Source organism: Lysobacter spongiicola DSM 21749, from assembly GCF_900167055.1.
GTDB classification, from domain to species: domain Bacteria; phylum Pseudomonadota; class Gammaproteobacteria; order Xanthomonadales; family Xanthomonadaceae; genus Novilysobacter; species Novilysobacter spongiicola.
In genome coordinates, this window is record NZ_FUXP01000011.1 from 57762 (window position 1) to 71113 (window position 13352).

General features: G+C 69.6%; 10 protein-coding genes. 1 reads left to right on the top strand and 9 read right to left on the bottom strand.

Annotated features, from left to right (window positions below):
- Positions 1–2: 2 nt before the first annotated feature.
- From xpsH to xerD, 7 genes are all read right to left on the bottom strand, one after another.
- Positions 3–467, bottom strand: coding sequence for a type II secretion system protein XpsH (xpsH, locus tag B5D37_RS11900; protein WP_234987868.1), 465 nt, complete (start codon positions 465–467; stop codon positions 3–5).
- A gap of 5 nt (positions 468–472) precedes the next feature.
- Positions 473–907, bottom strand: coding sequence for a type II secretion system major pseudopilin GspG (gspG, locus tag B5D37_RS11905; protein WP_078758955.1), 435 nt, complete (start codon positions 905–907; stop codon positions 473–475).
- Between the two features lie 70 nt (positions 908–977).
- Positions 978–2195, bottom strand: a complete 1218-nt coding sequence (gene xpsF, locus B5D37_RS11910) for a type II secretion system protein XpsF (RefSeq protein WP_078758956.1) — start codon at positions 2193–2195, stop codon at positions 978–980.
- Positions 2196–2237: 42 nt separating this feature from the next.
- Positions 2238–3926, bottom strand: a complete 1689-nt coding sequence (gspE, locus tag B5D37_RS11915; RefSeq protein ID WP_200809249.1) for a type II secretion system ATPase GspE — start codon at positions 3924–3926, stop codon at positions 2238–2240.
- 426 nt (positions 3927–4352) lie between these two features.
- A complete protein-coding gene (gene purL / locus B5D37_RS11920) occupies positions 4353–8303 on the bottom strand; it encodes a phosphoribosylformylglycinamidine synthase (protein WP_078758958.1) in 3951 nt (1316 codons plus the stop codon).
- A 185-nt stretch (positions 8304–8488) separates the two neighbouring features.
- A complete protein-coding gene (locus tag B5D37_RS11925) occupies positions 8489–9319 on the bottom strand; it encodes a DsbC family protein (protein WP_078758959.1) in 831 nt (276 codons plus the stop codon).
- A 105-nt stretch (positions 9320–9424) separates the two neighbouring features.
- Positions 9425–10378 (bottom strand): site-specific tyrosine recombinase XerD, encoded by a 954-nt coding sequence (xerD, locus tag B5D37_RS11930; RefSeq protein ID WP_078758960.1) that lies wholly within the window; start codon positions 10376–10378, stop codon positions 9425–9427.
- A 55-nt stretch (positions 10379–10433) separates the two neighbouring features.
- On the opposite strand from xerD, the gene B5D37_RS11935 reads away from it, so the two are divergent.
- Positions 10434–10931, top strand: a complete 498-nt coding sequence (locus B5D37_RS11935) for an RDD family protein (protein ID WP_078758961.1) — start codon at positions 10434–10436, stop codon at positions 10929–10931.
- A gap of 10 nt (positions 10932–10941) precedes the next feature.
- On the opposite strand, the gene lptG is transcribed toward B5D37_RS11935, so the two are convergent.
- Together lptG and lptF are read right to left on the bottom strand one after the other, a co-directional pair.
- On the bottom strand, positions 10942–12108 hold the full coding sequence (gene lptG, locus B5D37_RS11940) for an LPS export ABC transporter permease LptG (protein WP_425478060.1): 1167 nt from the start codon (positions 12106–12108) through the stop codon (positions 10942–10944).
- On the bottom strand, positions 12039–13139 hold the full coding sequence (gene lptF, locus B5D37_RS11945) for an LPS export ABC transporter permease LptF (protein ID WP_078758963.1): 1101 nt from the start codon (positions 13137–13139) through the stop codon (positions 12039–12041). Before lptF ends, lptG begins: the two co-directional genes overlap by 70 nt.
- Between the last annotated feature and the right edge of the window lie 213 nt (positions 13140–13352).

Sequence of the window (13352 nt, forward strand, 5' to 3'; positions counted from 1 at the left end):
CTTCATGGCGCTGCATCCGCGCGCGCCAGGCGGACCTCGCCGGTGAGCCAGGCAACATCGATGTTCCACGCCGCGCCCTCCCGCGACAGTTGCACGCGGCCACCGGTCGAGGCGCCATCGGCGAAGAACATCACCGCGCCCTCGCCCTGGCTGGGCTGGACCTGGCGGGCGCCGATGAACTTCACTTCGAGGTCGCCCGGGATCTCACCGGCATGGTCGCCGAGCGCCGTCCACGTGCGCGCCTGCGGGTCGATCACGAAGCGCTGTGGCTCCCCGGTCGAAATCGCGCGGGTACGGGTGTAGCGGAGTTCGGCGGCGATCTCCTTGGCCGCCGAGCGCAGCTGCATGCCCTTGGTGCCACCGGTGAAGGCCGCGGCCGCCAACAGGCTGGCGGCGGCGATCAGCCCCACCACCAGCAGCATCTCCAGCAGGGAGACGCCGGCCATCTTCCGGCTGGCGCCGCGCATGGTCGTCACTCGTACCGGATGTCACCGTCGACGCTGCTACCGCCGACCTTGCCGTCCTTGCCGAGGATCACCAGGTCGAACGGGCCGCTCTCTCCGGGCGCGCGGTACTCGACCGGATGGCCCCAGGGGTCGCTGAGTTCGGCGGTCTTGGCATACGGGCCGAGCCAGCCGGGGGCATCGCCAGGTTCGGTCACCAGCTCGTCCAGCGCGGTCGGCAGGCGGCCGGTATCCATCTGGAAGGCTTCGACCTTCTGCGCCAGCGTCGTCACCTGCGACTTGGCCAGGTTGGCCTTGGCCCGGTCGGCGCCGCCGAGCACGCGGCTGCCGACGAAGGTCAGCACCGCGCCGATCAGCACGATGACGATGATGATCTCGATCAGGCTCATGCCGGCCTGGGCGGAGGGTGCGGGCGAGCGGGTCAGTGAACGTCGGTTTCGCATGGGTCGGGTGTTTCGCATGGGTCGGGCTTCCGTTTTTGCTTCGGGGGATCGGTTCATGGCCAGGCGGCGGTCAGCCGATGGCGTTGGTCAGGTCGTACAGCGGCGTCAGCACGGCCATCACCACCACGCCGACCACGCCGGCCAGCACCACGGTGACGATCGGCACCAGCGCCGCCAGCATGCGGTCGAGCGCGACCGAGGTCTGGTGCTCGAAGGTCTCGGCGGTCTTCACCAGCATCGCATCCAGCTCGCCGGATTCCTCGCCGACCTGGATCATCTGCAGCGCCAGCCGCGGGAAGCGCTTGCCGCGGGCGAGCGCAGTCGACAGGGCGACGCCATTCTTGACCTCGTCGGCCGCGGCGGCGACATCGGCCGCCAGCACGCGGTTGTCCATCACCTTCTGGGCAATGCCGAGCGCGGCCATCAGCGGCACGCCGTTGCGCACCAGCGTGCCGAGCGTTCGGGACACGCGGGCAGTCTCGACCTTGGCGACCAGCCCACCGAAGAACCGCCGCTTGAGGATCCACGCATCGAGCACTTCGCGGAAGGCGGGATCGCGCCGCTTGCGATCGATCCACAGCAGCGCAAGCGCCGGCACCACCACCAGCACGATCCACCAGTCGCGCACGAACAGGCCGATCCACAGCACCACCTGGGTGAATGCCGGCAGCTCCGCCTCCAGGCTGTCGTACATCTGGGCGAACTGCGGCACCACGTAGCCGAGCAGGAACAGCAGGCTGAGGCCGACCATCACCAGCAGGATCGCCGGATAGATCAGCGCGTTGACCACCCGCCCCTGCATCGCGCGTGAGCGCTCCAGGTAATCGGCCAGCCGCGACAGCGTTTCGTGCAGGCTGCCACCGGCCTCGCCGGCACGCACCATGTTGATATACAGCCGCGAGAACGTACCGTGCTGGCGTTCCAGCGCCACCGACAGCGAAGTGCCGCCACGCACCGCGTCGCGCACGTCGCTCACCACCCGGCGCGCCGCCTCGTCCTCTGGCAGCTCCAGCAGGATGGTCAGCGCGCGGTCCAGCGGCTGGCCGGCGCCGAGCAGCGTCGCCAGTTGCTGGGTGAACTGCACCAGCCGCTCCCCGGCGAACGGCCGCGGCTTGAACAGGCTCCGCCACGTCGATGCGCCACCACCTTCGCTCGCCAGGCGTGCTTCCACTGGCAGGTGGCCCTGCTCCTGCAGGCGCGCGGCGACCTCGACATCGGTGGCCGCCTCCATCTGGCCATCCAGCATCTCGCCGCGGGCATTCAGCGCCTTGTAGGTGTAGAGCGGCATGGTCAGCGGTCGCGTCGCCCTTGATGATCGCGTGCCGGCACGTTACGCATCCTCGGTCACCCGCAGCACTTCCTCGATGGTGGTCAGCCCGGCGAGCGCCTTGGTGATGCCGTCCTCGTACATCGTGCGCATGCCGGCGTCGCGCGCGATGCGCTCGATCTCGCCCATGCCGGCGTGGCGCATCACCGCCCGACGGAGCTCGTCGTTCATCACCATGAACTCCATGATGGTGGTCCGGCCCTGGTAGCCGGTCGGCGCGGACGGGGAGCTGCCGGGGCGGTACAGCATGATCTCGCCCTCGGGCTGGTAGCGCCGCAGCGAGAACTTCTCGATCTCTTCGGGCGATGCCGGGTAGCGCTGGGCCAGCGTCGGCTCCAGCCGGCGCACCAGCCGCTGGGCCAGGATGCCGTTGACGGTGGAGGTCAGCAGGTAGTCCTCCACGCCCATGTCGAGCAGGCGGGTGATGCCGCCGGCGGCGTTGTTGGTGTGCAGGGTGCTGAGCACGAGGTGGCCGGTCAGCGCGGACTGGATCGCGATGCGCGCGGTCTCCAGGTCGCGCATCTCGCCGATCATGATGATGTCCGGGTCCTGGCGCACGATCGACCGCAGCGCGTGCGAGAAGTCGAGCCCGATCTGCGGCTTGGCCTGGATCTGGTTGATGCCTTCGATCTGGTATTCGACCGGGTCCTCGACGGTAATGATCTTGACGTCCGGCGTGTTGAGCTGGCTCAGCGCCGTGTACAGCGTGGTGGTCTTGCCCGAGCCGGTGGGACCGGTGACCAGCAGGATGCCGTGCGGCTGCTCCAGCACCTTGCGGAACTGCGGCAGGAATTCGTCGGTGAAGCCGAGTCGTTCAAAGTCGAGCACCACCGATTCGCGGTCGAGCAGTCGCATGACCACCGATTCGCCGTGCGCGGTGGGCACCGTGCTGACGCGCAGGTCGAGCTCCTTGCCCTGCACCCGCAGCATGATGCGGCCGTCCTGCGGCAGGCGGCGCTCGGCGATGTTGAGCTTGGCCATGATCTTGATGCGGCTGATCACCGCGGCGGTCAGGTTCACCGGCGGGCTCTCGCCCTCCACCAGCACGCCGTCGACGCGGTAACGCACCTTCAGGCGATTCTCGAAGGGCTCGATGTGGATGTCGGAGGCGCGTAGCTCCACCGCGCGCTGGATCACCAGGTTGACCAGCCGGATCACCGGCGCCTCGGAGGCGAGGTCGCGCAGGTGCTCGACGTCGTCCAGGTCGCTGCCTTCGCCCTCGGCGGTGTCGATGATCGCGCCCATCGCACTGCGGCCCTGGCCGTGCCAGCGCTCGATCAGCTCGTCGATTTCCGAGCGCAGCGCGACACTGGCGTGGACGTCGCGGCCGGTGGCCAGGCGCACGGCATCGAGGGTGTAGGGATCCTGCGGATCGGCGGCGAGCACTTCGACCAGCGTTTCGGTCTCGGCGACGGGGCAGACCGCGAACTGCTTCATGAAGCGAGGCGACAGGACCACGCCCTCGGGTGGCAGCTCCGGGGCGTCCTTCGCGCTGACCAGCGGCAGGTCCATCACTTGGGCAACGGTCTCCGCGTGGTCGCGCTCCGACACCAGCCCCAGCCGGCCCAGCAGCGCAAGGAGGCTGCCGCCGGTTTCGGCCTGCAGGCGCCGCGCACGGCCGAGGTCGGCCTCCTTCAGCCGGCCCTTGGCGAGCAGCGCATCGACGATGCCCTCCTCCACGCCGCGGTCCACTTCCGGGTGTCCCGCAATGCTGTCTGCTGTGGCGTCCACACCGCCCTCCCAAGCCGTGAGCGCCCGACTTTAGCAGGTTGATCCGCGGTCATATTCGCCCGCGGTTCAGCCGCGCGGGCGGCTCTCCCAGCACGACAGGCTCGCCCAGGGTGGCTTTGTCCGGCCGGACTTCCAGCGGTTGTAGGAGCGGCTTCAGCCGCGATCCGGCGATGGGTCGCCCGTCCGGTTTCCGATCGCGGCTGAAGCCGCTCCTACAGGGGCGCTGCATTCCCACCTCGTAGGAGCGACGTGAGTCGCGACCGCGCAACTCCGGTGCCCGGGGGGTCTCGACTTACGTCGCTCCTACAACCGCCGGAGCTCCAGTTGGAGCGTAGAGCGGGCCACGGACCGTACCGGACCCGCCGCCCCTCGGCCCTCGGCCCGGCCTCAGCCGACGAACACCCGTGCGTTGCGGAACAGCCGCATCCATGGCGAATCCTCGCCCCACTCGCTTGGTGCCCAGCTCAGGTTGGCGGTGCGGGGGGTGCGCTCGGGGTGCGGCATCAGGATGGTGACCCGACCGTCGTCGCTGGTGAGGCCGGCGACCGAGCCGGTGGAACCGTTCGGGTTGGCGGGATACTCGGTGGCCGGGTTGCCGTCGCCATCGACGTAGCGCAGTGGTGCGTGCACGGCGGTCTGGTCCAGGCTGCTGGCGAACTCGGCGCGGCCTTCACCGTGCGAGACCACCACCGGGATGCGTGAGCCCGCCATGCCCCGCAGCAGGATCGAGGGCGACTCGACCACTTCCAGCAGGCCCAGGCGAGCCTCGAACTGCTCGCTGCGGTTGCGCTGGAAACTCGGCCAGTGGCCGGCGCCGGGGATGATCGGCTTGAGCTGGCTGAGCATCTGGCAACCGTTGCAGGCACCCAGCGTGAAGCTGTCGTCGCGCTCGAAGAATGCGTGGAACTGGTCGCGCAGCGCATTGCGCTCGAGGATGCTCGTCGCCCAGCCGCGCCCGGCCCCAAGCACGTCGCCGTAGCTGAAGCCGCCACAGGCTGCCAGGCCCTTGAAGCCATCGAGCGTGGTGCGGCCCGCGATCAGGTCGCTCATGTGGACATCGAAGGCTTCGAATCCGGCGCGGTCGAATGCAGCCGCCATCTCGACGTGGCCGTTGACGCCCTGCTCGCGCAGGATCGCCACCTTCGGCCGTGCCCCGGTGTTGACGAACGGAGCGGCGACATCCTCGACGGGATCAAAGGTCAGCTTCGGCCGCAGCCCCGGCGCATTGAAGTCGCGCGCGGCGAAGCGCTCCTCGTCGGCGCAGTCCGGGTTGTCGCGCAGCTTCTGCATGGCGTGGGTGGTCGACCACCAGGCATCGAACAGCTCCTCCCAGCGCCATTCCGCCAGCGTCTCGCCGTCCTCCATCACCCGGATCACCGGCGCCGTGGTCGGGCGGGCGATGCGCTGGGCGCAGTCGATCAGGCCATAGCGCGCCACCAGGTCGGCGAAGTCGGCACGGTCCTCGTCGGCCACCTGCACCACCGCGCCGAGTTCCTCGTTGAACAGGGTGCGGAACGGATCCTCGCCCCAACCGCTGAGGTTGATGTCGAGGCCAAGGTGCGAGCAGAAAGCCATTTCGCACAGGGCGGCGAAGGCGCCACCGTCGGAACGGTCGTGGTAGGCCTGCAGCAGGCCGGCTTCGCGGGCGTCGCGGATGAGCTCGAAGAAATCACGCAGGCGGGCCGGGTTGTCGAGGTCCGGGGTGCCGGCGTTGCGGCGGCCATCTTCCGACGGCTGCCCGGCGAAGGCCGGCAGGTCGGTCGCACCCGCCTCGGGATGGACCTGGGCCAGCACCGAACCACCCAGGCGCTGCTTGCCGGCGCCCAGCCCGATCAGCCACAACTCCGATTCGCCCTCGCGCTCCAGCAGCGGCGTGAGCTGCTGGCGAACGTCCACCACCGGGGCGAAAGCCGTCACCACCAGCGACACCGGCGAGACCGACTTCTGCGGGCCGTCCTCGTCCTGCCACTGCGCCTGCATGGACAGCGAGTCCTTGCCGACCGGGATGCTCAGGTCGACCTCGGGGCACAGCTCCATGCCGACCGCACGCACGGCGTCGAACAGCAGCGCGTCCTCGCCATCATGGCCGGCAGCGGCCATCCAGTTGGCCGACAGCTTCACCCGATCCAACGATTCCACCGGCGCGGCGCACAGGTTGGTGATCGCCTCGCCAACAGCCATGCGCGCCGCAGCGGCGGCATCCAGCAGCGCCAGCGGCGTGCGCTCGCCGATCGCCATGGCCTCACCGGTGAAGCCGTCGAAGCCGGCGAAGGTGATCGCGCAGTCGGCCAGCGGCAGCTGCCAGGGGCCCACCATCTGGTCGCGCGCGGTCAGGCCGCCGACGCTGCGGTCGCCGATGGTCACCAGGAACTGCTTGGCGCCCACGGTCGGGTGGGCAAGCACGCGCTTCGCCGCCTGCTGCAGGTCCAGCCCGCTCCAGTCCAGCGACGGCCACGGCGCATCGCCGGGCCGCGTGGTGTCGCGGTGCATCTTCGGCGGCTTGCCGAACAGCACGTCCATCGGCAGGTCGATCGGCCAGTCGCGGGGGCCGCGGTCGTCGCCATAGACCACCTCGACCGTCGCGCCCTCGCCCACCACCAGCCGTTCCTCGGCGGTCGCATGGCCAACCACCGCGAACGGGCAGCGCTCGCGCTCGCAGATCGCGGTGAACTCCTCCACCCGGTCGGGCGGCAGGCCGATGACATAACGCTCCTGCGATTCATTGCTCCACAACTGCATCGGTGACAGTGACGGGTCGTCGCTGGGCACGCGGGACAGGTCGATCACGCCGCCCAGGCCGGAATCGTGCAGCAGCTCGGGAATGGCATTGGACAGCCCGCCTGCGCCGACGTCGTGGGCGCTGGAGATCGGATTGGCATCGCCGAGGGCCACGCAGCGGTCGATGACCTCCTGGCAGCGGCGCTCCATCTCAGGGTTGTCGCGCTGCACGCTGGCGAAGTCCAGCGCCTCGTGGCTGTCGCCGGATGCCACCGAACTGGCGGCACCACCGCCCAGGCCGATCAGCATGGCCGGCCCGCCCAGCACCACCACCGCGTAACCGGGCCGGAGGCCGAGCTTTTCGACCTGGTTGCGGTCGATCGCCCCCAGGCCGCCAGCGAGCATGATCGGCTTGTCATAGGCGCGCGCGTGCGCACCCTCGGACAGCTCGAAGCTGCGGAAGTAGCCGGTCAGGTTGGGGCGGCCGAACTCGTTGTTGAACGCCGCGGAGCCCAGCGGGCCATCGAGCATGATCTCCAGCGCCGGCGCCATGCGCGGGTTCAGCGCGCGCGGCGCCTCCCACGGCTGCGGCAGGGTCGGGATGCGCAGGTGCGACACCGAGAACCCGGCCAGCCCGGCCTTGGGCTTGCCGCCGCGGCCAGTGGCACCTTCGTCGCGGATCTCGCCGCCGGCACCGGTGGACGCACCCGGGAACGGCGCGATGGCAGTCGGATGATTGTGGGTTTCGACCTTGATGCAGAACGCGGATTCCACCGGCGGCTCCGCCCGGTAGGCCTGGCTGTGCGGATCCGGACGGAAACGCTGGCTGGTGTATCCGGCGACCACGGCGGCGTTGTCGCTGTACGCCGAAAGCGTGTGCTCCGACGTGGCCGCGTGGGTGTGCTTGATCATCTTGAACAGCGACACCGGCCCGCCACCCGCCTGCATGTCGTGGCCGTCGATGGTCCAGGACGCGTTGAAGATCTTGTGCCGGCAGTGCTCGGAGTTCGCCTGGGCGAACATCATCAGTTCGATGTCGGAGGGATCGCGCCCCAGCGCGCCGTAGCGTTCGCGCAGGTAGCCGATCTCGTCATCGGCCAGCGCCAGTCCCAGCCGGCTGTTCGCGGTCTCGAGCTCACCGAGCGGAATACGCTCCAGCTCGCCGCGTGCCGGGACCTGGAACAGGGCGATCGCGTCCTCGCGCGCCTCCAGCAGCGACTGGGTCATCGGATCGTGCAGGACCTTCGCCAATGCGCCCTGGGTGGCGGCGTCCGTGGGCCAGCCGGACAGGTCGTAGCGGGTGCCATGCTCGACCCGCTTCACCGACAGGCGTGCGCCGTGCAGCAACTCGGTCGCCTTGCTCGACCACGGCGACAGCGTCCCCAGGCGCGGGGTGACGTAGCGGGAAACGGCACCGTCGGCCCGCGGCGCAGCGGCCGGCTCCGCCTGCAGGATGCGGCGCAGCACGGCTTCATCGGGGGTGGTGCCGGTCTCGACTTCCACCCAATACACCGGCCATGCATCGAGCAGGCGGACCTGGGAGTGGATGGACTGGAGGCGGGCTTGCAGGCGGTCGCGACGGAACGCTGAAAGGGCGGAAGCGCCCTCGAGGACGATCATGTCCGGGGAACCCTGGGGTCGACGGGGCCCGCTATTGTAGGGCAGTCGCCCCTGCGCTTCCGACCCCGTGCTCCTGTAGGAGCGGCTTCAGCCGCGACCGGAAGGTGCAGGCCCGCGCCGGCTCCTGATCGCGGCTGAAGCCGCTCCTACAAAGGCAGGGGGTTCCGGCGATCGCCCGCGCGAACTCAGGCGCCGACTTCGGCCGGCTCGCGGTTGGCGGCGAGCTTGTCCAACGCCTCGCGAAGGGCGGCCGGGGGCACGTAGCCACCGAGTTGGGTACCGTCCTCGGCGATGATCATCGGCGTACCGGTCAGGCCGGCGCGCTGGCCGATGCTGTACTGCATCGCCACGGTGTTCTTGCAGTCCTTCGGCGTCACCTTGCCGGTGGTCTTGGCCTGGGTGAGCGCGGCCTTGCGGTCGTCGGCGCACCACACCGAGATCATCTTGGTGAAGTCCTCGCTGCCCATGCCCATGCGCGGAAAGGCCAGGTACTCCACCGCGATGCCCTGCGCGTTGTACTGCTCGATCTCGCTGTGCATCTTCCGGCAGTAGCCGCACTCGACATCGGTGAAGACGGTAACGGTGTGGTCCGGATTCTCCGGGGCAAACACGATGCGCTCGCCTTCCGGGATCGTCGCCAGCAGCTCGTTGCGCATGCGTCCCAGCGCCGCCTCGCTCAGGTTCTTCTCGGCGTGGGCGTCGTACAGCGCGCCGCCGGCACCGGCGAGGAACATGTAGCGGCCGTCGTCGCTGACATAGACCACCTGCCCGCCCACGATCAGCTCGCGGAACCCCGGCATGGGCGCTTCGCCGATGTGGTCGACCTTGATGTTCGGGTTGAGGGTGGCGATCGCCTCCAGTGCCCGCGCCTCGGCGGACCCCGGCTCTGCCGTGACCGAAGGCCCCGAAGGAGCGGCCACGACAGCAGGCGCCGCCCCGGAAGCCGGCGCGGGCGACTCCGCACAGGCGGAAAGACTGATGGCGCCAAGGGCGGCGACCAGGAGGATGCGCTTCATCTATGGTCCTTTCTGCGGGGATGCCCGGAAGCGGACACGCCCGATGGGGAAGCCGTGATTGTGGCACGGGCCCGGCCGGCGGCGCTGGCAGGCAGCCTTGATCGTTCAGCCTCTCGGATGGTGCCTGGCATGCAGTTGCTTGAGTTGCTCGCGCGCCACCAGGGTGTAGATCTGGGTGGTCGAGAGCGAGCTGTGGCCAAGCAGCATCTGCAGCGCGCGCAAGTCGGCGCCGTGGTTGAGCAGGTGGGTGGCGAAGCTGTGCCGGAGGCCATGGGGGCTGATGCGAGCAGGATCGATCCCGGCCGCCGCGGCGTACCGTTTCACCAGTCCCCACAGGTGCTGCCGGGTCGGAGCCTCGCCGTTGCTGCCGATGAACAGGGGCGCCAGCGCACGGCTCCCGGCCAGCCGCGGCCTTGCCGTCGCCAGGTAGCGCTCCAGCCAGTGGCGCGCCTCCTCGCCGAGCGGCACCAGGCGCTCGCGGCCGCCCTTGCCGCTGACACGCAACACGCCCTGCCGAAGGTTCAGGGCGGTCGCGGGCAGGTTCGCCAGCTCGCTGACGCGCAGGCCGCAGGCGTACATGAGTTCCAGCATGGCGCGATCACGCAAGCCCAGCGGCTCGCTGTCGTCGGGCGCGGACAACAGCGCTTCCACCTGGCTCTCCGCCAAGACCTTTGGCAGCGAACGCGGCAACCGGGGAGGATCCAACAGCGCCGTGGGATCATCCTCGCGCTCGCCCCGACGGACCCGCCAGCCGAAGAACGCCCGCAGCGCCGACAGCAGGCGGGCGTTGCTGCGGGGCGAGTAACCCTCGCGCATGCGCCAGGCCAGGAACTCGAACAATGCACCCCGGTCGGCGCCGGCGAGACCACCACCACGACCGGCGCGCCAACGGGCATAGCCTTCGAGATCCCGCCTGTAGCTGTCGAGCGTGGGGCGGGCGAGGCCCTTTTCCGCCCAGGTCGCGTCGAGGAAGGCGGCGATCACGTCGGCGTCCGCATCGGGCAGCGGCGGCTGCGCCATCGCCAGCTGGCGGCGTTCGGCCGGGGTTCGCGAAGTCATCGGCGCAGCTTAACCGAGCCACCGGGGGCCACGGCTGCCCTAGACTTGCCGCGCCATGAACCACGCCGACAACAATCCCGCCGAACCGCATCCGCCCGCGCACCCCCGCGCACCGTCACACATCGGTTGGCGCCTGCTGGCGCTGTTCTACGACCTGTGGCCGGCCCTGGCTATGTGGATGCTGGCCGGCGCTGCGTTCTCCGCCGCGCACTACTTTGCCGGCCATGACGCGCGGGAGAACATCCAGCCCTTCAGCGCATGGCAGCTTGCGCTCTGGGCGGTGTGCTGGCTGCTCGCCGGTGCCTATGCAGTTGTCAGCTGGCACCGCGGCGGCCAGACACTGGGCATGCGGCCATGGCGGCTGCGGGTGCTTGCCGCCGACGGCGGATGCGCCCCACGGAGGGCACTGGTGGTGCGCTATGCGGTCGGGACCTTGTCGCTCGCCGTCGGCGGAGCAGGATTCTGGTGGGCCTGGGTCGACCGCGACGGCCTCACCTGGCATGACCGCGCCAGCGGCACCCGCCTGCGTCGCGAGCCACGGCGGGAGCGCTGACGGCGCGGTCCTAGCCCGAGCGCTTCCTGAAGAGCACGTAGGAAACCCCGACCATGATCAGCGTCGGCAGCAGATAGGCCAGCCGGAAGTCGAAATCGAAGGCGCTGGCCATCTTCACGAACTGGGTCTGCACCAGCCAGAAGCCCAGCGCGAAGACCACGCCGATGAACAGGCGCTTGCCGAGCCCGCCGCTGCGCAGGCTGCCGAAGGCGAACGGGATGGCGGCCAGGCACAGCGCCAGTACGTTGAGCGGGTAGAACCAGCGGCCCCAGTAGTGCTCCTCGTATTCGCCGGCATCCAGCGCGTTGCGCTTGCGGTACTGGACCGCCTTGCGCAGCTCGATCGCGCTGAGATAGCGCGGTCGATCAATGTCGGCGCTCAGGGCGGTGGCATCCAGGTTGGACTCCCAGCGCTCCTCGGGGATCTCTTCCCGGACCACCGAGTCCGCGCCGAAGGTGGTGCGGGTCACGTCGCGCAGCAGCCATCCACCCGGCCGGTGCTCGGCCACCTTCGCCACCGCCAGCGACTCCAGCCGGCCGTCGTCGTCGAACTCGTACAGGCGCACGTCGGTCAGCTCCAGCCACTGGTCCTGGCCGTTGTCGCGCTCCTCGCCACCTTCGGCATTGAGGATGACCGCACCCTCGCGTGCCCAGACACCGGAGTACTGGGCCACGATGAGATCGTCTGAACGCGAGGATGCCTTCAGGGCATCGGCACGGCGCTGGCCCCAGGGGCCGGCCGTCTCGCCGGCGACCACCATCAGCAGGGTCAGCAGCGCCAGCGCCGCGACCACGGTGATGGTCAGGCGGCGGCGCGAAAGGCCAATGGCACGCAGCGCGGTCAGCTCGGAAGTGGCCGCCAGCTGCCCCAGGGCCATCAGGGAGCCGATGACGGCCGCGGTCGGGAACATGGTGTAAGCGCGCCGGGGCACGGTATACGCGGTGTACGCCAGGGCTTCGACGGCGCCGTAGCGGCCTTCGCCGACGTCGCCGAACTCCCCGACCAGGCTGAGCATCACGTCCAGTCCCAGCAGTACCGCCCAGGTCAGCGCGACGGTGCCGATCACCACCTTGCCGACGTAGATGTCGTGGATCTTCGGGAACGGGGTCATGCCGCCGCCTCCCGCTTGCGCAGCGGACGCGGGCGGCGCATCCGGCCATCGGTGAAGTACAGCCACAGTGCCGCCGCCACCAGCGGCAGGACCAGCCACCACAGCCCCAGCGCCGCGGGCATGCGCCCTACTTCCAGCCACTCGGTACCCATCAGCATCAGCTGCATGCCGACCAGGTAGGCGAGGAAGCCCATGATGACCCGGCCATAACGCGCCTGCCGCGGCGTGCTGCGCGCCAGCGGCACCGCCATGATCGCGAAGGCGAAGGTCAGCAGCGGCGGCGCCAGCCGGAAGTGCAGCTGTGCATTGGCGGCGCGGCGCGGATCGTCCAGCAACTGCGAGGTCGGGAGGATCTCCGGGTCGTTCGGGTCATGCTGCCTGTCGCCGCCAGGCAGCCGCACCTCGTTGCTGGCGTAGCGCATCAGCCGGTAGTCGAGCCCGGCCTCGCGCGGCCCTTCGACCTGGAACCCGTCGAGCAGGGTGAGATAGCGGTCGCCACCGTCCTCGACCGCCAGCTCGCCGGAATTGGCGGTCGTGACGTCTATGCGGCCTTCGGACTGGCGGTAGATGAAGATGCGCCGGAACTGGCTGCCGTCACCCGACATCGCCCCCACGTACACCACGCCTCCACCACCCGGGAGCTCGGTGAAACTGCCCGGCTGCAGGCCCGACACCACCAGGTTGCGGTTGGCCTCGTTGATCATCTCGCGGGAGATGCGCTCGGCCATCGGCCCCAGCCACAGCGAACACACGCCAACCACCAGCACCACCGGCAACACCAGCATCAGCACCGGCTTGAGCAGGCGCGGCGGGCCGACACCGATCGCTGCGATCACCGGCATTTCCGAATCGCGATACATGCGCCCCACGCCCAGCATCACGCCCAGCATCAGCGCCAGCGGCAGGATCAGCGGCAGCCAGTTCAACAGCACCAAGCCCAGCTGGGCCAGCATCAGACCCGCCGGCAGCCGCCCCGAGGCGATGTCCTTGAGCACGTCGGTGATCACGCCGCCGACGCTGACGATCAGCAGCACCACCAGGGCGGCGAAGGTGGACTGGGCGAGTTCGCCGAGCAGGTAACGGTCGAGCTTGGGCATCAGTGGGATTCGGGGGCTCGTGTGCGGCGGGCGGAATGGCGGTACGACGGCGGATGGATCACGGGCGCGGGTTCGGAAAGCCGGGGCGCTTGCTTTAGACTCAAGGGCTCGATTCGACCGTCCCGACCGGCTCCGCCGGCCGCGGCCCGACCCGCATTGTCACCCGGATCGGCGGTTTTCGCTGCCGATCCGGCGCTGCGACTTTACGGATCG